Origin of the sequence: Anaeromyxobacter diazotrophicus (assembly GCF_013340205.1) — a bacterium.
Taxonomy (GTDB): domain Bacteria; phylum Myxococcota; class Myxococcia; order Myxococcales; family Anaeromyxobacteraceae; genus Anaeromyxobacter_A; species Anaeromyxobacter_A diazotrophicus.
Genome location: NZ_BJTG01000012.1, coordinates 26889 through 46795 on the forward strand (window position 1 = coordinate 26889; position 19907 = coordinate 46795).

21 protein-coding genes and 1 tRNA gene are annotated in these 19907 nt (G+C 72.1%); 4 read left to right on the top strand and 18 right to left on the bottom strand.

What is annotated here, in order from left to right:
• Positions 1–12: 12 nt before the first annotated feature.
• Both HWY08_RS20050 and HWY08_RS20055 read left to right on the top strand, forming a co-directional pair.
• On the top strand, positions 13–861 hold the full coding sequence (locus tag HWY08_RS20050) for an aldo/keto reductase (protein WP_176068569.1): 849 nt from the start codon (positions 13–15) through the stop codon (positions 859–861).
• A gap of 239 nt (positions 862–1100) precedes the next feature.
• Positions 1101–1481, top strand: a complete 381-nt coding sequence (locus HWY08_RS20055) for a hypothetical protein (RefSeq protein WP_176068571.1) — start codon at positions 1101–1103, stop codon at positions 1479–1481.
• An 11-nt stretch (positions 1482–1492) separates the two neighbouring features.
• Here HWY08_RS20055 and HWY08_RS20060 read toward each other — a convergent pair whose 3' ends face one another.
• A complete protein-coding gene (locus HWY08_RS20060) occupies positions 1493–1828 on the bottom strand; it encodes a HepT-like ribonuclease domain-containing protein (protein ID WP_176068573.1) in 336 nt (111 codons plus the stop codon).
• Positions 1815–2120 carry a nucleotidyltransferase family protein gene (locus HWY08_RS20065; RefSeq protein WP_176068576.1) on the bottom strand — a complete coding sequence of 102 codons (306 nt, stop codon included), beginning with the start codon at positions 2118–2120 and terminating at the stop codon, positions 1815–1817. Before HWY08_RS20065 ends, HWY08_RS20060 begins: the two co-directional genes overlap by 14 nt.
• Positions 2121–2377: 257 nt before the next feature.
• Between HWY08_RS20065 and HWY08_RS20070 the strand changes: the two genes are divergently transcribed.
• Positions 2378–3127 (top strand): class I SAM-dependent methyltransferase, encoded by a 750-nt coding sequence (locus HWY08_RS20070; RefSeq protein WP_176068578.1) that lies wholly within the window; start codon positions 2378–2380, stop codon positions 3125–3127.
• 194 nt (positions 3128–3321) lie between these two features.
• On the opposite strand, the gene HWY08_RS20075 is transcribed toward HWY08_RS20070, so the two are convergent.
• Positions 3322–3717, bottom strand: a complete 396-nt coding sequence (locus tag HWY08_RS20075) for a hypothetical protein (RefSeq protein WP_176068580.1) — start codon at positions 3715–3717, stop codon at positions 3322–3324.
• Here HWY08_RS20075 and HWY08_RS20080 point away from each other — a divergent pair.
• Positions 3696–4685: a recombinase zinc beta ribbon domain-containing protein gene (locus HWY08_RS20080; RefSeq protein WP_176068582.1), complete on the top strand. Its 990-nt coding sequence runs from the start codon at positions 3696–3698 to the stop codon at positions 4683–4685. The two genes, HWY08_RS20075 and HWY08_RS20080, sit on opposite strands and share 22 nt — an antisense overlap.
• Here the strand turns inward: HWY08_RS20080 and HWY08_RS20085 are convergent.
• The 15 genes from HWY08_RS20085 to guaB form a co-directional block, all read right to left on the bottom strand.
• Positions 4664–4740: transfer RNA gene (locus tag HWY08_RS20085), tRNA-Met, on the bottom strand. The two genes, HWY08_RS20080 and HWY08_RS20085, sit on opposite strands and share 22 nt — an antisense overlap.
• Before the next feature lie 75 nt (positions 4741–4815).
• Complete coding sequence (locus HWY08_RS20090; RefSeq protein ID WP_235969723.1) at positions 4816–5661, bottom strand: metal ABC transporter permease; 846 nt, start codon at positions 5659–5661, stop codon at positions 4816–4818.
• A complete protein-coding gene (locus HWY08_RS20095) occupies positions 5658–6428 on the bottom strand; it encodes a metal ABC transporter ATP-binding protein (RefSeq protein WP_176068584.1) in 771 nt (256 codons plus the stop codon). Before HWY08_RS20095 ends, HWY08_RS20090 begins: the two co-directional genes overlap by 4 nt.
• Entirely contained in the window at positions 6425–7369 is a 945-nt protein-coding gene (locus HWY08_RS20100) for a metal ABC transporter substrate-binding protein (RefSeq protein ID WP_176068587.1), read from the bottom strand. The genes HWY08_RS20095 and HWY08_RS20100 overlap by 4 nt, the downstream gene beginning before the upstream one ends.
• A gap of 12 nt (positions 7370–7381) precedes the next feature.
• On the bottom strand, positions 7382–8617 hold the full coding sequence (locus HWY08_RS20105; RefSeq protein ID WP_176068589.1) for a putative porin: 1236 nt from the start codon (positions 8615–8617) through the stop codon (positions 7382–7384).
• Positions 8618–8739: 122 nt separating this feature from the next.
• Positions 8740–8997, bottom strand: coding sequence for a hypothetical protein (locus tag HWY08_RS20110; protein WP_176068591.1), 258 nt, complete (start codon positions 8995–8997; stop codon positions 8740–8742).
• A 31-nt stretch (positions 8998–9028) separates the two neighbouring features.
• On the bottom strand, positions 9029–10228 hold the full coding sequence (locus HWY08_RS20115) for a CaiB/BaiF CoA transferase family protein (RefSeq protein ID WP_176068593.1): 1200 nt from the start codon (positions 10226–10228) through the stop codon (positions 9029–9031).
• 36 nt (positions 10229–10264) lie between these two features.
• Positions 10265–10603, bottom strand: a complete 339-nt coding sequence (locus tag HWY08_RS20120) for an SCP2 sterol-binding domain-containing protein (RefSeq protein ID WP_176068595.1) — start codon at positions 10601–10603, stop codon at positions 10265–10267.
• 94 nt (positions 10604–10697) lie between these two features.
• Positions 10698–11075, bottom strand: coding sequence for a response regulator (locus HWY08_RS20125; protein ID WP_235969724.1), 378 nt, complete (start codon positions 11073–11075; stop codon positions 10698–10700).
• 2 nt (positions 11076–11077) lie between these two features.
• A complete protein-coding gene (locus tag HWY08_RS20130; protein WP_176068598.1) occupies positions 11078–12895 on the bottom strand; it encodes an AMP-dependent synthetase/ligase in 1818 nt (605 codons plus the stop codon).
• 14 nt (positions 12896–12909) lie between these two features.
• Positions 12910–13590 carry a tetratricopeptide repeat protein gene (locus HWY08_RS20135; protein WP_235969725.1) on the bottom strand — a complete coding sequence of 227 codons (681 nt, stop codon included), beginning with the start codon at positions 13588–13590 and terminating at the stop codon, positions 12910–12912.
• 183 nt (positions 13591–13773) lie between these two features.
• Positions 13774–14943 (bottom strand): hypothetical protein, encoded by a 1170-nt coding sequence (locus tag HWY08_RS20140; RefSeq protein ID WP_176068602.1) that lies wholly within the window; start codon positions 14941–14943, stop codon positions 13774–13776.
• A gap of 7 nt (positions 14944–14950) precedes the next feature.
• A complete protein-coding gene (locus HWY08_RS20145; protein WP_176068604.1) occupies positions 14951–16714 on the bottom strand; it encodes a vWA domain-containing protein in 1764 nt (587 codons plus the stop codon).
• Positions 16715–16840: 126 nt separating this feature from the next.
• On the bottom strand, positions 16841–18397 hold the full coding sequence (gene guaA / locus HWY08_RS20150) for a glutamine-hydrolyzing GMP synthase (protein ID WP_176068606.1): 1557 nt from the start codon (positions 18395–18397) through the stop codon (positions 16841–16843).
• Positions 18398–18406: 9 nt separating this feature from the next.
• Positions 18407–19870 (bottom strand): IMP dehydrogenase, encoded by a 1464-nt coding sequence (gene guaB, locus HWY08_RS20155; RefSeq protein ID WP_176068608.1) that lies wholly within the window; start codon positions 19868–19870, stop codon positions 18407–18409.
• Positions 19871–19907: the final 37 nt, after the last annotated feature.

Sequence of the window (19907 nt, forward strand, 5' to 3'; positions counted from 1 at the left end):
TGGAGGGTCGCCATGGCGTCCGCCGTCCGCACCGTCGCGCTCCCCTTCGGCGACCGGATCCCCGCCCTGGGGCTCGGCACGTGGCACATGGGCGAGGATCCCGACCGGCGGGAGATGGAGCTCGCCGCGCTGGAGCGCGGTCTCGACCTCGGCCTCGGGCTCGTCGACACGGCGGAGATGTACGGCGACGGCGCCGCCGAGGAGCTCGTCGGCGACGCCATCGCCGGGCGGCGCGACGACGTGTTCGTCGTGACCAAGGTGCTGCCGACCAACGCCTCGCACGCGAAGACGATCGCTGCGTGCGAGCGTAGCCTGCGGCGCCTCGGAACGGACTACATCGACCTGTACCTGCTGCACTGGCGCGGCGTCACCCGTCTCGAGGAAACGGTCGAGGCGTTCCACGAGCTCGTCGAGGCCGGAAAGATCCTGTCCTGGGGCGTCAGCAATTTCGACGTGGCGGACATGGAAGAGCTCTTCCGCGTCGCACCGGAAGGGCCGCACGCGCAGGTCGACCAGGTTCTCTACAACCTCACGCGGCGCGGGATCGAGCTCGACCTGTTGCCCTGGTGCCGCGCCCACGGGATCCCGATCATGGCGTACTCGCCGATCGAACAGGGCCGGCTCGCCGGGCACCCCGCGCTGAGCAAGATCGCCGACCGTCACGGCGTCACGCCGGCGCAGGTGGCGCTCGCGTGGGTGCTCCGGCAGGAGAGCGTGTGCGCGATCCCGAAGGCGGGGACGCCGGCGCACGTCGACGAGAACCGTGCCGCGCTCGACCTCCGGTTCGGGCCGATGGATATGGCCGAGCTCGACGCCGCCTTTCCCCCGGCGGCCGAGCCGCGCCCGCTCGAGATGCTGTGAGCCGGCGCGGGGCCGCTCCGGTGGCGCGCCGCATGCGCGCCGCGTAGGGCGGGCCGTAGACGCCGACGACCGAGATCGTGCCGCCCTTGCGTGTCCCGTGGACGCACCAGTTGAACGCGCTGGTCGAGCCGGCCTGCATCTTGCCGAAGACGCCGAACGCGCGCTGAACAGGGCCGCCCGCCGCCTCGCAGCCGACCGCGTCGATCGAGCAGTCTGCGCCACGGTCGTCGGTGAGCCCCTTGATCGTCGTGATGATCGGCGTGGCGGCGAGGTTCCGCGCCGAGGAGGTGAAGCTGCTCGACGCTCGGCAGGCACTGGCCGAGGCAGCCGTGGCTGCGACGCCCGCCCTCCCCTCGCCGGCCTACTCGACTCGCGCCATGCTGTCGGTCATCGAGAACATCGCCACGGCGGCAACGGTGAAGCCCCATAAGGCCAGGGAGCTGCTGCGCGGCGTGGTGGACTCGATCCTGATGACCCCCACACCCGACGGATACGCGGTGCGCGTGGCCCTCAAGAACATCAGCCCCGCCGCCTGGGAGGGCGACGGGGCCGAGGACTACAAGACTGGTTGCGGGGGCGCGACCGTGACCTTCTCTGAGGCGTTCGTGGCGCGGGCCTGAGAAGGGCTCCGTCAGCTCTTCGCGAGCGGCTCGAGGGCGGCGACGAGCCGCGGGATCTCCTCGACCGACGTCTTCCAGACGACGTCCTCGTCCACGTCCATGTAGTCGTGCACGACCTTGTGGCGCATCCCGACGATCCCGCCCCACGGGATCTCCGGATGCGCCTTCTGGTACTCGCGCGAGACGCGCCGCGCGGCCTCTCCGATGGTCTGCAGCAGGTGGGCGAGCGCGAGGCGGAGGTTCTCGTCCCGGTCGAAGTCCTCTCGCCGAACGCCGGCGGTCTTGGAGGCGACCTTGCGCGAGAGGTCGAGCATGTGCCCGACGTACACCTCGTCATCCCGCTGCATACTGGACCTCGGCGCCGGCGAGCACGCGATCGCGGATGCGTTGGTTCAAGAATCGCTCGGTCACGAGGTCCACGGTGCGTCCGCCGAGGAGGCCCGAGAGCTCCCGTTCCATCTCGTGCAGCGCGATGAAGCCAGGAACGTGGTCCGGCTCGAACTCCACCAGGACGTCGACGTCGCTGTCCGGCCTGAAGTCCTGGCGCAGGACCGACCCGAACAAGGACAGCTTGCGGACGTGGTGGCGCCCGCAGAAGTCGGCCAGCGCTCCGCGGTCGATGGGGATCCTCGTCGCCACGATCGGATTCTAGCCCGAACCGTCGCTCGGAGCATTCTCGGTCGTCGACGGCATCTGCTTCGTGCGCGGGTACGCGGCGCGGGCTCACGATAGGATTCACCTGGCGTCGGCCGTGCTGCTGCACCCGGCGCGGTGGCCGGCGTCTCGGTCGCGGGGCGGCGAGGCGGAAGGGCTTGGCCCGCTCGGCACTGCAGCGGTTCCTTGCAACTTGAGAACGCCCTCGGATCAACGGAACTGCGAGTAGTATGAGGCCCGCCATGCGCGACCTCGACAAGCTGCGACAGGCGTACAACGAGGGCGGACTAGGAAATGTGCTGCGTGGCGTCGAGCGCCGGGCGCTCTTGAGGCTGGTGGAGCTGCTCAAGCGGCCCTTCCATCGCGGCACCACACCTGAGCCGTGCCACGCGGTCTTCCAGCACTTCATCGAGAGCGTGAACGCGCTCCAGCGCCCTCGCGTACTGGAAATCGGCTCGCGCGCACGCTCCGGGAACGTGCAGACGCACCATTTCAAGGATGCGGACTATGTCGGCTTCGACGTGGTCCCCGGCGAGAACGTTCAGGTCGTCGGGGACGCCCACGACCTCTCCGCGTACTTCCCTGCCGAGTCGTTCGACGCCGCGTTCGCGGTGTCGGTCTTTGAGCACCTGGCGATGCCATGGAAGGTCGTGCTGGAACTCAACCGCGTCCTCAAGCCTGGTGGGCTCGTCTGCGTCTTCACGCACCCGACCTACCCACCTCACGACCGGCCCTGGGACTTCTGGCGGTACGCCCCGGAGGCATTCGAGGTTCTGTTCGGCGCACCCACGGGTTTCGAACTCCTCGAATGCGCCGAGGGTCTGCCGTGCTCGGTCGTGCCGCTTGCTAGTGAGCCGGCCCTGGTCGGTTTGTGGCGCGAGCCGGCCTACCTAGCCGTTGCGGCTATCGCGAAGAAGACCAGTGTGCCTGACACGAGACTCCGTTGGGATGTTCCGCTCACGGCGGTCCTCTCGACGCGCTATCCACGCTGACCGCCGCCCCCCCACGCTGCCCACTCACCTGGGCCCCGCCGCTCCTAGACCCCTACCGGCGCAGAGGATCACGACAGGACGCTCGTAGAGCATCGACCCGCCTCTCCCACGGGCTCGATGCGGGTGTGGCGCTCGCTGCTGTCGGCCTGCGGGCCGCTAGGATCTTGCCCCGCCGCGTCGACAAGGATGCAGCGTCATGACCTTGTTCTCGACGGTTCACGCCTGGCGTCCGTATCGCCCTCTGCCAGGTGATCCATCAGCGCCACGATCCGCGCTCGCAGGTCCCGCTTGAACTCTCGAACGCGCTCGTAGTCCGCCGGAAGCTGCGGGACCTCCGCGATCCGCTCGCCCGCCTCGACCTTCTTCTGGAGCACCTTGAACGCCTTCTCGAGATCGAGGTCGTAGTTGAAGAAGCGGCGCAGCTCATGGAGAGGAACCGTGATCGAGGGTTCCGGGGTCGCGAGCAACTTCCGCGCCCGCGAGATCGCGGAGGCCGTCCGCGGGCGGTCGCTCGTGCGGCGCTCCGAGGCGGTCGCGCGCTTCGACCGCGCGATCGCGTCGAGGAAGTGTGCCATCGCCTCCTCCGGCAAGAACAGGTGAAACCGCCCGGAGGCGGCCAGCTCGGGGAGCTGGGCTGCGAATACCTTTCGTCTGGAACCGCCGGAAGTGGGTCCGCTCGGCGCGCACCGGGAAGCGCGTCCACCGCCTTCGGCCGCCCGAGGAGCACGTCGCGCTGCGAATCCCGGAGCTCGCGATCGTCTCCGAGGCGCTGTGGGCTCGCGTCCAGGCGCGGGTCTCGGCGACTCGCAAGGCGGGAGGACGTCCCCCTGGCTCGGGCAAGCACCCGCTCCTCCTCTCGGGACTGCTTCGCTGCGGCACATGCGGCGCGAGCATGGTCGTCATCGGCGCCAGGGTGAAAGACGGTCGACGCTACCCGGCCTACGGCTGCGCCGCTCATCACTCCAAGGGCTCGTCGATCTGCAACAACGCGCTGACGATCTCCGAGGGCAAGCTTTCGCGCGCGATCTTCGCCGCGCTGCACGAGCTTCTCGCCTCCCACGACTTCCGGCAGCGGTTCGCTGACCGGTTCGCCCAGCGCGTCGCTGCGCACAAGCCCGCAGCAGACGAGGAGCGCGCCCGGCTCGAGGCCGAAGTTGGAACGCAGGAAGCTCGACTTCGTCGCGTGACCGAGGCGTTCGCCACGGTTGGCCAGTCCGAGGCGCTCGTGGCACAGCTTCGCCGGGAGGAGGAGAGGCTTCGCGAGCTCCGGAGCCGCCTCGCGGCCTCCAAGGCGAGCACGAAGCCCGCCGCCTCGGCCGTCACCGTGAGCCTGGAGAAGCTCGCGAAGTACCTCCGGCATGTCGAGAAGCTCGCCGAGGAGGCTCCCCAGAGCGCCAGGGCGGCCCTCGCCCGCGTGCTCGCTCCAGTGGTGCTCCACGCCGTCGAGAAGGACGGGAAGCGCTCCTACGAGGCCCGCGGAGCCCTGAAAATCGAAGACCCGGTCTCCCTCTCGGGCGACCGGGTCCTAGAAAAGGTTGGTTGCGGGGGCAGGATTTGAACCTGCGACCTTCGGGTTATGAGCCCGACGAGCTACCTGGCTGCTCCACCCCGCGTCAGGTCTGTGGGAGCGGGTTTCTACGCTCTAGGGGGCTGCGGGTCAAGAGCTTTTCTGACGGCGAGCGGGCTGGCTACCGCCGGCGCAGGAACGCGCCGGGGACGGCGCAGAGGCCGGCCAGGACCACCATGGTCGCGCCGGTGGGGAGCTGCCAGAACCACGAGGCGAGGTAGCCCCCGGCGGCGGCGAAGACCCCGATGGCGGTGGCCAGCGCGAACACGGCGCGGAGGCGGCTGGCGAGGAGCAAGGCGGCGGCGGCGGGGATGGTCAGGAAGGCGAAGACGGGCAGCGCGCCGAGCGCCCGGGCGGACACGGGGATTGCGAGGCCCAGCGTCAGGAAGAGCAGCGCGTTCCACCGCCCGGTCCGGTAGCCGAGCGCGGCGGCGGTCTCGCCGTCGAACGAGACGAAGACGAGCTCCTTCGCGAACAGGGCGTGCACGACCGCGCAGGCGAGCGCCACGCCGGTCAGGATGAGCAGGTCCGCGACCGGCACGGCCACCGCGTTGCCGAACACCATCGCGTTGAGGTCGTGCGCGGCGTGGACGAGCCGGTTCGCGCCGAGCACCACCAGGGCGCCGGCGAGCACGTAGGTGGTGCCGACCCCCGACTCGGCCGGCAGCTTGCGGCCGCGCAGCGCCATCCCGAGCGCGAGCGCGCCCGCCACCGAGAAGGCGAGCGCCACCGCGAGCTGCACGCCGGCGTGCTCCACCTCGACGCCGAGCGACTCCTCCAGCATCAGCGCGGCGATGAGGCCCAGGGTCGAGAGCTGGGTCAGGGCGGCCGACACGAACACCGTCCGCCGCAGCACCACGTACACGCCGAGGAAGCCGCACAGCGCCCCCGCCACCAGGGACGCGAGCAGCGGCTCGCGCCAGATCTCGCGCGCCGCCAGGAAGTCCTGCCAGGACGTGTGGATCACCGCGCCTCCGCCTCGGGGTAGACGAAGCGCCGTCCCCCCTCCTCGCGCACCGCCACCCGTCGGCCGTAGAGCGCCCCGAGCGCCTCGGGGGTGAGCATCGCCTCGAGGGCGCCCACCCGGAACAGCCGCTTGTCCTTGTCCACGAAGCAGAGCCGCTGGGCGTAGTTCGCCACCGCCTCCAGCCGGTGCGAGACCATCACCACCGCCAGGCCGCCGCCGCGGTGCAGCGCACGCAGCACGTCCATCGCGTCGAGCTCGGCGGCCGGGTCCATGCCGTTCGTCGGCTCGTCCAGCGCGAGCAACTCGGGCTCCGAGGCGAGCGCCCGCGCGATGAGCGTGCGCTGCCGCTGCCCGCCGGAGAGGGTCCGGAACGGCACGCCGGCGAGCTCCTCGATGCCCACCCGCGCCAGCGCCGCCCGCACCGCCTCCCGGTCCGCCGCGCCGGGGCGCCGGCCGGGGGCGAGCAGGCGGTAGCGCCCCATCACCGCCACCTCGGCGGCGGTGAGCGGCCAGTAGGCGTCCACGTGGTCGCGCTGCGGCACGTAGCCGACGCGGAGCGGCCGCGGCTGCCGGCGCGCCCCGCCGAGCGGCGGCTGCACCCCCAGCAGCGTGCGCAGGAGCGTGGTCTTGCCGCCGCCGTTCGGGCCGACGATGGCGAGGAAGTCGCCCGCGCTCACGCCGAGGGTGAGGTCCCGGAGCAGCACCTCGCGGCCGTAGCCGATGGCCGCGTCCTCGAGCGCCAGGATGGGCGCCGGCGCGCCCGTCATCGCACCGCTCCGGCGACGAGCCGCACCAGCGTGTCGAGGTAGCTCTCGTACGTGCTCGTCCCGGGCATCCCGCCCACGTCGCCGGGGATGAGCACCACCTTCGCGCCGGTGTGCCGCGCGACCACCTCCGCCGAGCGCGGGTCGTAGTAGTTCTCGACCAGGATCGCCTTCACGCCCTGCGCCTTCACGAGCTGCACCACCTCGGCGAGGTGCGAGGGCGGCGGCGGCACGCCGGGCTTGGGCTCCAGGTAGGCGACGGCGCGGAGCCCGGTCCAGTCGAGGAAGTAGCTCATCGTCTGGTGCTGGGCCACGATCGGCCTCCCGCGCAAGGGCGCGAGCGCCGCCTTCCAGCGCGCCAGGTCCGCGTCGAGGCGGCGCTGGAAGTCGGCGCCGCGCTGCGCGTACTTCGCCGCGTTGGCCGGGTCGAGCTGCGCGAGCTTCTTCGCCAGCCCGGCCACCACCGCCACCGCGGCGCGCGGGTCGTCCATGAAGTGCGGGTTGCCGGCCGGGTGCAGGTCGCCCAGGCTCCGGTCCACCGGGCCGGTGGGGATGTCGAGGACATGGATGGCGCTCGCGGCGGTGAAGCGGCGCGCGCCGCCGGGCTGGATGTCCGGGTTGCGCGACTGGTTCACGAGCGGCGGCAGCCAGCCGATCTCGAGGTCGAGGCCGACGTCCACCAGGAGCCCGGCCTGGCGCAGCTTCACCGCCAGCATGGGGTTCGCGTCCACGAAGTGCGGGTCCTGGATGCCGCGCGAGAGGCTCTCCACCTGCACCTGGTCGCCGCCGGCCTCCTTCACCAGCGCCGCGAGCCCTTCGGTGGTGGTGACCACCCGCAGCGCGGCGGCGGCCGGCCGAGGGAGGAGCGGCGAGAAGACGGCCAGCGCCACCGCGGCCAGGCGCAGGCGGGCCGCGACGGAACGACGGACGTTGCGGAGGGTCATGGTCGCGGTCTCCTAGAACGGGTGCGCGCCGTGCGCGCCGATGACGAACTCGAGGTGGAGCGTCGCTTCGAAGCCGTCGCGGCCGCCGGGCAGGTGATCCCACGCGACCTGAGCTCGGAGTCGCTGGAACTCGCTCGGGAGCCACTCCGCGAGCGCGCTCACCCGCCGCTCGGTGCCGCTCCCGGACGTGACGAGGGTCGTGCCCGGCACCACCGCCGGCGCCAGCTCGCCCCGGACCCCGTAGGCGTAGAACGGCCCGTCGCGGAAGACGGCCTGCAGGTACCCGCCGCTCGCCGTCCCCTCCTCCTCGGTGCCCCGCATCCGGCGCGCGAACACCTCGCCTTGGAGCACCACGTAGGAGCGGCTGTTCACCGGGCGCACCTTGAGCATCAGGTCGGCGCCCCCCACCTCCCGGCTCGCCCCGCGGAGCGGCTCCTGGATGCGCGCCCCGGAGAGCCCCACACCCAGCGTCGCGCCCTCGCCCACCTCGAAGTACTGCTGCAGCCGCGCCACCACCGTCCGCCGGTCCTCCTCCACGAACGAGGGCCGGGTGGTTTGCCCGGCGAGGTGCAGCTCGGCGAACCAGGGCAGCGGCGCCAGCCAGGCGACGTCCACGCCGGGGCCCTTGAGCGCGTCGGCCGAGAGCAGTCGGTCCATCGCCAGCGGCGCGTCCACGAAGTCCCACACGTGCGGGTGCTGCTGGTTGAGCCGGCCGAAGGGCGAGAGGAACTTCCCCGCGCGCACCTGGAAGCCGGCCGGCAGCGTGAGCGTGGTGAGGTAGGCCTCCTCCACGTCCACTCCGGCCGGCGTGAAGGAGATGAAGATGTCGGCGCGTGCGTAGGGGTCGACGACCGACTGGAGCCCGAGCTCCAGCTCCTCGAAGTGCGGGGTCACCTCGTGGGGCGCGCCGTAGAGGCCGCTCCGGGGCGAGAGGCTCCCCACGTCGAGGTTGTGGTAGGTGCCGGCGAAGTCCCCGATGGCGGAGATGTCGGGGAGCATCAGGATGCGCGCGTAGGGGTTCCCCCCGGTCGCGGCCTGGCCGCCCGGCCCGGGCGCCGGGGCCGGCGCGGCGTCGACCGGTGGCGCGCCGGCCGGCGCGGGCGCGGCGGCGGCCCCGCCTGGCGCGGCGCCGAGCTCCTTCGCGATCTCCTCCTCCAGCTTCTTCTGCTCTTCGGCGGACGGCTGCGGCGGTGGGGCCGCGGCCGGCTCGGCGGCCAGGGCCAGCGCCGCCACGAGGAACCAGTGCATGTGTCACCTCGGCGCGCCCAGGCGCGCCACGAGAACCGACAGCGACGGCGGGAGAGGTCCGGCACGCGGCACCTGGCGCGAGGACGTCTCGCGACGGCGCCGGAGAGGCCGGACCCGGGTCGCTAGACGGCGGGAGGTGACTGCCCGGGGATCGCCCCCAGCGGAAGGCCGAAGACGGGGGCCGCCGGAAGGACCACCACCACCGCGGCGGGCTCGAGCGGGCGGGGGGCGACGTCCGGCGTGTGGCCGGTGGCCTCCTCGCCGCCGGCGGCGACGCAGGCGAGGCACGCGTGCGTACCGAGCGGGCCCTCGTGGACGTGCGGCGCCACCGCGGCCGTCAGGACGAGGACGATCGTCGCGATGGCGAGGGCTGCGCGCACCGCGGCAGTCTTATCGTCGCGCGCCGGGGTGTCAAGCGGCGGTCGGGTCGCCCGGCGCTCCGGGCCCGACTGCGCCGCCCGCGCGGAGCTCGGCGATCTCGCCCGGGGTGAACCCCGCCTCCGCCAGCACGCGGTCGGTGTCGGCGCCGAGCCCTGGCGCCGGACGGAACGGGGCGCGCGCGCCGTCGAGGCGCACCGGGCTCGCGAGCACCGGGATCGCGCCCTCCCCGCCGGACCGCGCCACCTCGCCGAAGGCGCCGCGCGCGCGGAGCTGCGGATCGGCGCGCGGCTCGTCACCCTCCAGCACCGGGGTGAGGCACACGTCCTGCTCCCGCCCGAGCCGCGTCCACTCCTCGCGCGTCCGGCTGGCGAAGAGCGCGGTGAGCTCCTCGACCGGTCCGCGGCCGCAGCCGTCGAGCTGGCGCTCGGCCAGCTCGGGGCGCCCCGCCGCGGCGCAGAAGCGCGCGAAGAAGTGCGGCTCCAGCGCGCCGAGCGCCACGAACCGCCCGTCGCGCGTGCGGTAGGTGCGGTAGCAGGCGGCGCCGCCGTCCAGCAGCTCCGCCCCGCGCCGCAAGGGCGCGCCGCGCGCCCAGGCCATCCCGAGCGGCAGCGCCATCATCCCGAGCACGCCGTCGGTCATGGCGACGTCCAGGAGCCCGCCCTCCCCCGTCGCCGTGCGCCGGTGCAGGGCGGCGAGGATGCCCGCCACCGCCACCCACGCGCCGCCCGCCACGTCGGCCGGCGGCACGCCGAAGGGGAGCGGCGCCTCCGGGGGGCCGTTCAGCGCCAGCGCGCCGGCGATGGCGGCGTAGTTGAGGTCGTGCCCGGCCAGCTCGCGGTACGGCCCCTCCTGCCCGTAGCCGGTGATCGCGCACACCACCAGCCGCGGGTTCGCGGCGCGCAGCGCGGCGTGGCCGGCGCCGAGCCGCTCCAGCACCCCCGGCCGGAAGGACTCGACCAGCACGTCGAAGGCGCCTGCGAGCCGCAGGAGCGCCGCCGCGCCCCCCCGCGCCTTGAGGTCGAGCGCGAGCGAGCGCTTGTTCCGGTTCAGCACCTGGAAAGCGCCCGAGGCCTCGCCGGCGAGCGGCGGGAGGTGGCGCAGGTAGTCGCCGCCGCGCGGGTCCTCCAGCTTCACCACCTCGGCGCCGAGGTCGGCCAGCACCAGCGTGGCGTACGGGCCCGGGAGCAGCCGGGAGAGGTCGAGGACGCGGACGCCGGCGAGCGGGAGCACGCTATTCCTGGGTGGGGGCCCCGGCGGCGTGCCCCGTCATGAAAGTATCTGCTGGAGCTTCATGGCGAGGCCCATGTCGCCCTGGATCTTGAGCTTGCCCGCCATGAACGCCATCTGCGCGTTGAGCTTGCCGTTCACGATGTTGAGGAAGTCCGCGTCGGTGCAGGCCACGGTGCACTTCGCGGCGGCGTCGGTCCCGGCGGCGACGGCGCCGCCCGGCTTGGTGCAATCCACTGACCACTGCCCGCCGGTCGGGCCGGAGATGTTGAACTGGTAGACGGCGGCGATCTTCGCCACCACGTCGGGCTTGTTCTTGAGCCGCTCCGGCATGTGCCGCTCGAACACGTCCTTCACGCTCTCGGCCTGACCCGCCATGGACTCTCCGCTCGAGTTGATTGAGAAATCAACCCTGAACGTAGGGGCCGCGCGGCGCGGTGTCAACGCGTCAGGCGTCCGAGGGCTGGCGCGCTCAGCGGGGCTTCACCATCTGGTCCACCGCCGCGGTGAGCGACGCAGGGTCGACCGGCTTCACCAGCACCGCGTCCACCTCGTGGCCTCGCGCGCGCGCGATGTCCTCGCGCTCGGCGTACCCGGTCACCAACACCACCGGGACGGTGGGGGCGATCTCCTTGGCGGCGCGCGCCACCTCCAGCCCGCCCATCCCCGGCATGCCGACGTCCGTCACCAGCACGTCGATCGAGTGCTCGGCCAGCGTGCGCAGGCCGGCGGCCCCGCTGGCGGCGAGCAGGACCTGATAGCCGGCGTCCTGCAGCACCTCGCCCATGAGCTCCCGGTTGTCCTCGTCGTCCTCGATGAGGAGGACGCGCGCCCCACCCTCGGCCACCATCGTCACTCCGCGTAGAACGCGTCCAGCACGTCCCGGTACTTCTGGGTGCAGTACTTCCGCTTCACCTTGAGCGTGGGGGTGAGCTCCCCCGCCTCCTGCGTGAAGTCGCGCGGGAGGATGGCGAACCGCTTGATGGTCGAGTAGCTCGCCTGCTTGGCGTTGAGCGCGTCGACGGCGGCCTGCACCCGGGCGCGCACCCGCGGGTCCTCGTGCAGCGGGCCGGTCAGCGCCAGGCCGCCGTCCTGCGCCCACTTGCGCACGTTCTCCTCGTTGAGCGTGACGAGCGCCGAGAGGAACTTGCGCTTGTCGCCGTGCACCATGACCTGCGAGATGAGCGGCTCGGTCTTGAGCTCGTTCTCGAGGTTCTGCGGCGCCACGTTCTTGCCGCCGGCGGTGACGATGATGTCCTTCTTGCGGTCGGTGATGCGCAGGCACCCGTCGCGGGTGAGCTCGCCGATGTCGCCGGTGTAGAGCCAGCCGTCGCGCAGGATCTCGGCGGTGGCCGCGGGGTTCTGGTGGTACTCCTTCATCACCCCCGGCCCGCGGATGAGGATCTCGCCGTCCTCGGCGATGCGCACCTCGGTGCCGGGGACCGGCGGCCCGACGGTGCCGATCTTCGCCTGCCCGGGACGGTTCACGAACGTGCCCGCGGCCGACTCCGTGAGGCCGTAGCCCTCCAGGATCTCGAAGCCGATCATCTGGAAGAACCAGGCGATGCGCGGCGACAGCGGCGCGCCGCCCGACACGAAGAGGCGCATGCGCCCGCCGAAGCGGTCCTTGAGCGCCTTCTCCAGCTTGGGGAACACCAGCCGCCGCGCCACCGCCAGGCCGATCCCGCCCCGCCCCGGCTCGCCGCGCTCGAGGCCGTCCACCTCGGCCTCCAGGCTCTTCAACGACCAGGCGAAGAGCTTCCCCTTCACGCCCGGCGTGGAGAGGCCCTTCGAGACCACCGCGTTGTAGGCCTTCTCGAAGATGCGGGGCACCGAGGGCATCACGGTGGGCCGCACCTCGGCCGCGTTGTCCACGATCTTCTCGATCGACTCGACGAAGGCGGCGGTGGCGCCGACCTTGAACCAGACCGCCTCGATCACCTTCGCGAACGAGTGGGCCATGGGGAGGAAGCACAGGACGAGGTCGTCCTCGCGGATGATGCGGAGCTCCTCGACCGCCTCCGCCTCGTAGACCCAGTTGCCGTGGGTGAGGACCACGCCCTTCGGGTTACCGGTGGTGCCGGAGGTGTAGATGAAGCAGGCGGGCTCGGAGAGCGAGAGCTGCGCCAGCCGAGCCGCGTGCGCGCCCTCGTGGCCGGCGCGCCAGGCGGCCCCGGCCTGCTCCAGCTCGGCCAGCGTCCGCTCGAAGCCGTCCCGCGCCGCGCCCTCGAAGCGGATGATGCCCTCGAGGCGCGGCAGCTTCTCGCGCACCTCGCGGATCTTGGCCACCTGCGCCTCGGAGTCGCAGAAGACGAAGCGGGCGCCTGAGTTCTCGAGGATGTACTGGCAGTCGTGCGCCTTGTTGGACTGGTAGATCGGCACCACGATCGCGGCGGCGCCCATCACGCCCAGGTCGGCGACGATCCACTCGGTGGTCGTCTCGCCCAGGATCGCCACCCGGTCGCCGCGGCCGACGCCCAGCGCGGCCAGCCCGTCCGCGGCGTCGCGGGCCCGGTGGGCCAGCTCGGCCCAGCTCGTCTCCTCCCAGCGGCCGGCGCGCTTCTGCTTCGTGGCGGCCCGGCTCCCGAGCCGCACGGCGGTGGCCTCGAAGAGGTCGACCAGGCTGCGGGGCTTGCCCGCGCCACGCTGGAGCTCTTCGCGCGCGATCATGCGATCTCCCGAGGCTAGTGCTTCAGCTCCGCCAAAAGCTCGCGCGCCCGCTTCTGGGACCGCCGCTCCTCCGGCGCGTCGTAAGCGCCGGGCTCGTGAGCCAGCGCCTCCTCCAGGAGCTTGCGCGCTTCCTTGGGGTGGCCCTCTTTGATGTATAGCTCGGCCAGGTAGACGCGCCCGCGGACATTCGAGGGGTTGAGCTGGATGGACTTGCGGAGGTTCTGCTCGCTCTTCTTCGCGTCGTACTTCGGCCACGGCAGCTTGAAGTAGAACCGGCCCCAGGCGTTGTAGACCCCGCCCTCGTGGTACCTGGGGTCGAGCTTCTCCGCCTTCGAGAGGCGCTCCTTGAACTTGCCCTCGATCCCCTGCCCCAGCGCCTTCAGGATGCCGATGCCGAGGGAGTAGTTGCCCATCCCGAGCGCGGCGAAGTACCAGCCCTCGACCCCGTTCGGGTTCACGGCCGCGGCGCGGTCGCCGAGCTCCCAGGCGCGCTTGCCGAGGCGGCTGCGATCCTCCTCCGGCAACGCCGGGTCGTCGCTCACCCAGAAGTCGAGCCGAGCCAGCCGCCACAGCACGCCGTAGTCGTCCGGCGCGAGCTTCTGCGCACGCTCCAGCTCGGCGCGCATCTGGTCGAGCACGCCGGGCTCGTCGCGCACCTTCCACTGCTCATCCGAGCGCGAAACGAGGGTGGCCACGTCCTGTCCCTCCGGAGCGGCGGTGTTGGGGGTCTGCCCTCGAGCGGTGGTCGCGAGAGCGAGCGCCGCCGACAGGGCGAGCGAGCGAAAGGCGGGGGTCATGGTGCGTCAACCGTATGTGAACGGAGGACGCGGCGCTAGCTCGGCGCCGCTGCTCGCTTGGGCCGCGCGCCGGCGCCCGGCCTACCCGGCGCAGAGCAGCTCGACGTGGACGTCGTCGCCCTGACCCAGGGTGCAGTTGCCCCCGAAGGTGAGCGCCGCCGGCCGCCCCTCGAGGGGGGGTGTGTAGACCACGTCCTTGCCGCTCGCGGAGGGATCGCCTTCGAGGCCGACCGTGCAGGCGGCGGTGCCGCCGGCGGCGCGGGTCACGCTCACCGCCAGGAGCCGCCAGTCGGTGGGCGCCTCGGAGAGGGGCACCGTCTGCGTGGCGAGGAGCCCGGCGATGGCGTCGAGCGTCGAGGTGAAGTCGCCCTGGCAGACGTCTGCGACGAGCGCCTGGCCGCCGCCGGTCTTCACGCCCTGCGCGAAGGCGGTGTAGCGGTAGCCGCCGTAGCCGGCGGCGTTGCAGGCGAGGGTCTTCACCGGCTGCCCGGACGCGTCCACCCCCACCAGCTCCGCCACGATGAGGTCGCGCTTCTCGCCGGCGAGCGGCTGGCGGAAGGCGTCGAGGTACGTCGCCACCGGCGGGAGCAGCGCCTGGTCGGCGTCGGTGTGGCACCGGTCGGATCCCCCGCTGCTGTAGATGATGGCCGGCGGGGTGGCGGGGTCGGAGCAGTCGTCCTCGTCCGAGACCAGGATGACGGCCAGGCGCGCGCCGGGCCGGAGGAAGCCGGCGTTCGCGCCGTCGGCGACGCGGTCGGTGACGGCCAGCAGCGCGGCGCGGAGCCCCTGCTCCTTGCCCGAGCCGTCGACCCCCACGTTCACGTTGGCCTGGAAGTCCTGCACGAGCGTCGCCGACGAGGCGGAGAGGATGCGCGTCGCCGCCGGCCCGACCAGCTTCCCCTGCGGATACGGCCGCGCCGGGTCGCCGAGGTAGGTGGTCTGCAGGTGATACACCCCCGACGCGTCGGTGTACGGGTAGTCCACCGAGGTGGTGGTGATCCCGATCTGGAACGAGCCCTTCACCGGCAGGCTCGCCAGCCGGTCGATGAACTGCTTGAACCCGCCGGCGAGGAGCGTCTGCTCCGCGCGCATCGACCCGGAGTCGTCCACCACGAACAGGATGTCGGTCCTGGGGACCTCGGGGACGACGGCGGACGTCTGGCACTTCGTCACGGCGCCCGGAGGCGCGCTGCTGCACGCGCAGGCGAGCGCGGCGAGGAGCGTGGCGAGCTGGCGTCCGCGGGCGCTCATCGCGGCTCTACTGCGCGGAGGCGCAGGTGCAGGTGCCGCGCCCGGAGGTGCCGATGGGCGTGCACTGCCAGTCGGTCGCGGCGCCGCCCATGGACGCCTGGCAGTCGGTCGACGCGCCGCCCGCCAGCACCTTCGTCGGGTCGCACCCGCCGAGCGGGTTCGCCGGCGTCGGCGAGGGCACGACCCCGAGGTACTGGGCGATGTACGACTCGCCCGCGCCCGCCTCGCAGTGCTTGGTGGCGTGGTTGATGTTGATGCAGTTGGAGGTGGAGCCGCCGAGGACGGGCTGGCCGGTCTTGCAGTCGACGAACCACCAGTCGAACGTGGCGAGGTCGGCCTGGGTCAGGGCGGGACCGGTGCAGTAGCGCGAGGACTTGCCGTCGGCGCTCTCGACGCGGAGCAGCGCCACCTCGGTGGCGGCCGGCTGCGTCGGGAGGGTGAGCCCGGGCGGCGGCTTCACGAGCTGGGCGATGCCCTGCAGCGTGGCGCCCCAGTTCGCGTCGCAGACCGAGGCCTCGAACGTGCTCACACCCTGCCGCCGGAGCAGGCCCGAGAAGGTGGCGTAGCGCGAGCCGTAGGGGGTCGTGCCGACCACGTCGGCCGGCGCGTCGCTGAGGAACGGGATCTTCCCGGAGCAATCGCTGGGGACGTTGCACTCCCCGGTCTTCCCGGGGCCGCAACCGCCCGAGGCGAGGCAGCTCGCCGGACAGTCGCAGGTGCACGTCCCCGCCTTGCACACCCGGTTGCCGTTGCCGTCGTCGACGCAGGTCTTCTGGTCGGCGGAGTAGATGAACGCGGCGCCGAAGGAGCGGTTGAGGCTCGTGAAGTAGCTCACGTACCGGTCGAGCGCGTACATCTTGTGCGTCGCGGCGCGCTGGTCGTTCACGCACACGTCCGAGCCGGGGGTGCTCGACCCGAAGTTGTTCGGGTCGAAGGCGAGCGCGTGGGTGGGATCGTCCGGGTTCGAGCAGTCGTCCTCGTCGCCCAGCCACACCACCACCAGCTTCGCGCCCGCGTGCGGCCACTCGTCGGCGGTGACGCCGGGCTGCTTCCCGGCCAGCGCCTTCTCCACCGCGAGCCGACCGGCCTCGAAGTGCTGCTCCATGCCCGAGCCGCAGGTGCCGACCGCGATGTTGGCCTGGAACTGCTTCGTCAGCAGGTCGAGCTTGGCGGCGGCGGTGGAGCTCGTGGTGTCCCAGATGTCCTTCGTGAAGTGCAGCACGGACGGGTTGCCCGCGGCGGCGACGAAGTTGCCGTGCGGGTAGGTCGCCCCGGGGCTCGCGACCCCGCCGGTGCACCCGGCCACCGAGAAGCTCGGGAAGAAGTTCTCGACCAGGTCCTCGCAGGTCGCGCCCGCCTCGGTGCACACCTCCGAGCTCGCGGTGCGCGTGTAGTGCGAGTCGCTGATGGCGCACTGCAGCGGGGTGCCGCCGCAGGTGGTCGCCTGGTAGGGCGTCCACCCCTCGAAGACCGAGGAGGTCGTGATCGCGACGTGGAAGTCGAACGGATCGAGCCCGGCGGCCTGCCGGTCCTTCTGCGCCTGCGCGAGCGCGCTCACGAACGAGCCGAAGTTCCGCGCCATGCTCGCCTGCTCGGAGGACATGGAGCCCGAGTCGTCCACGACGAACAGGATGTCGGCCACGGCGAGGCTCGACAGCTTGATGCGCGAGGACCCCGGCTGGATGACGCACTTGCCGACCGGGTTGAAGTTGTAGTCCTGGCAACCGGCCAGGGCGCACAGCACGAGCGCGGCGAACGAGCGACGAAGCATCCGGAGGCCTCCGCCGGGGATGATACCCGGATCGCGGGACAGCGCGACGAATCGCGCTGCGCGCGCGCAACATGCGACATGTAGGGGGTGCGGGAAGGTGCGCCCCCGGGGAGGGAGGCGCCCGCGCTACTCCCACTCGATGGTGGCCGGCGGCTTCGACGAGATGTCGTAGACGACGCGGTTGATCCCGCGGACCTCGTTGATGATGCGCGAGGACAGGCGCGCGAGGAGCTCGTACGGGAGCCGCGCCCAGTCGCCGGTCATGCCGTCGGTGGACTCGATGGCGCGGATGGCGCAGGTCGACTCGTAGGTGCGCTCGTCGCCCATGACGCCGACGCTCCGCACCGGCAGGAGCACCGCGAACGCCTGCCAGAGCTTCTCGTACAGGCCGGCGGCGCGGATCTCCTCCTGCACGATGACGTCGGCGCGCCGGACCAGCTCGAGCCGCGCCTCGGTCACCTCGCCGAGGACGCGGATGGCGAGGCCCGGCCCCGGGAAGGGCTGGCGCTGGACGCTCTCCTTCGGCAGCCCGAGCTCGAGCCCGAGCCGGCGCACCTCGTCCTTGAAGAGCTCGCGCAGCGGCTCCACCAGGGCGAGCTTCATCTTCTCGGGCAGGCCGCCCACGTTGTGGTGGCTCTTGATGGTGGCCGACGGGCCCTTGAAGGACACCGACTCGATGACGTCGGGGTAGAGCGTGCCCTGGACGAGGAAGGCCGCGCGCTCGCCGTGCTGGGCGAGCCGCTCCACCTCCTCCTCGAACACCCCGATGAACTCCCGGCCGATGATCTTGCGCTTCTGCTCCGGGTCGGTGACCCCGGCGAGCTGGCCGAGGAACCTGGCGCGCGCGTCCACCGTGACGAGCGGCAGGTGGAACATGCGGCCGAAGACCTCCTCCACCTGCTGGCGCTCGTTCGCGCGGAGGACGCCGTTGTCCACGAAGATGCAGCGCAGCCGGTCGCCGATGGCGCGGTGCACGAGCAGCGCCGCCACCGCCGAGTCGACGCCGCCGGAGAGGGCGCAGATGGCGTGCCCATCCTTCACCTGGGCCCGGATCTGCTCCACCGCCACCTCGGCGTAGGCGCGCATCGACCAGGTCCCGGAGCAGCCGCACACCCGGTAGGCGAAGTTCCGGAGCAGGTCCTTCCCCTGCGGCGTGTGGACCACCTCGGGGTGGAACTGCACGCCGTAGAAGCGGCGCGCCCGATCCTCGACCGCGGCGAAGGGCGAGGAGCCGGTGGAGGCGATGGGCTCGAAGCCGGCCGGCAGCGCCTCGACCCGGTCGCCGTGGCTCATCCACACGTCGAGCCGGGGCGGGAGCCCCTGGAAGAGCGGCGAGCCCTGCTTCACGTCGATGAAGGCGGGGCCGAACTCGCGGTGGTCGGCCGGGTGCACCTTCCCGCCCAGCTCGTGGGCGAGGAGCTGCAGGCCGTAGCAGATGCCGAGCACCGGCACGCCCAGCTCGAAGACCGCGCGGTCGGCGCGGGGGCTCCCCGCGGCGAGCACGCTGGCCGGGCCGCCGGACAGCACCACGCCCCGCGGCGCGAAGGCGCGGATCTGCGCGGCCGGGACGGTGCACGGGTGGATCTCGCAGTAGACGCCCAGCTCGCGCAGCCGCCGCGCGATGAGCTGGGTGTACTGCGAGCCGAAGTCGAGGATGAGGATCTTCTCGGAGTGGATGTCCACGATGTCGTCTCAGTCGATCCGGTAGTTCGGCGCTTCCTTCTCCACGATCACGTCGTGCACGTGGCTCTCCCGCAGGCCGGCCGAGGAGATGCGGATGAAGCGCGACTTCTGGCGCAGCTCGGGGATGGTCTTGCAGCCGAGGTAGCCCATGCCGCTGCGCAGGCCGCCGACGAGCTGGAAGACGTTCATCTGGACGCTGCCCTTGTACGGCACGCGGCCCTCGATCCCCTCCGGCACCAGCTTGTCCGCCTCGGAGACGTCGGCCTGGAAGTAGCGGTCCTTCGACCCCTCCTTCATGGCGCCGATCGACCCCATGCCGCGGTAGCTCTTGTAGCTGCGGCCCTGGTACAGGATGACCTCGCCGGGCGCCTCCTCGGTGCCGGCCAGGAGCGAGCCGATCATCACCGTCGAGGCGCCGGCGGCGAGCGCCTTCACCACGTCGCCGGAGAACTTCACGCCGCCGTCCGAGATGACCGGCACGCCGTGCTTCTCGGCGGCGCGGCTGCAGTCGTCCACGGCGGTGATCTGCGGCACGCCCACCCCGGCCACCACGCGGGTGGTGCAGATGGAGCCGGGGCCGATGCCGACCTTCACCGCGTCCACGCCGGCGCGGCAGAGCGCGTCCGTCGCCTCGGCGGTGGCCACGTTGCCGGCCACGAGCTCCACGCTCCGGAAGTTCGCCCGGGTGGCGCGGACCGCGTCGAGGACGCCCTTCGAGTGCCCGTGCGCCGTGTCGACGGCGATGACGTCGGCGCCGGCCTTGAGCAGCGCCGCCACCCGCGCCTCGCGGTCGGGGCCGACCCCCACCGCCGCCCCGCACAGCAGCCGCCCCTTGGCGTCCTTGGCGGCGTTCGGGTGCTGGCTGATCTTCTCGATGTCCTTGATGGTGATGAGGCCCTTCAGCTCGTAGGCCTCGTTCACCACCAGCAGCTTCTCGATGCGGTGGCGGTGCAGGAGGTCCTTCGCCTCCTCGATGCCGACCCCCTCGCGCGCGGTGATGAGGTCCTTCGTCATGACCTCCTCGACGCGCTGCTCGAGGTTCTTCTCGAAGCGCAGGTCGCGGTTGGTGAGGATGCCCACCAGCCGGCCCTTGCGCGTCACCGGGATGCCGCTGATGCCGTTCTCGCGCATGAGCGCCACCGCCTGGGCGAGGCGCGCCTCCGGCTCGATGGTGATGGGGTCTCCCACCACCGCCGACTCGTACTTCTTCACCTTGAGGACCTCGGCCGCCTGCTGCTCGACGGTGAGGTTCTTGTGGATGAAGCCGAGCCCACCGGCGGCGGCCATGGCGATCGCCATGCGCGCCTCGGTGACCGTGTCCATGGCCGCCGAGACGATGGGGATGTGGAGGGAGATGTTGCGGGTGAGGCGGGTGGCCGTCTCGACCGTCTTCGGGAGCACGTCGCTCTCACCGGGGACGAGCAGCACGTCGTCGAAGGTGAGCGCCTCGCGCAGTTCGTCGCGGTTGAGCATGCGGACGTATAGCGGACGTGAGCGCAGGTGGTCAAGG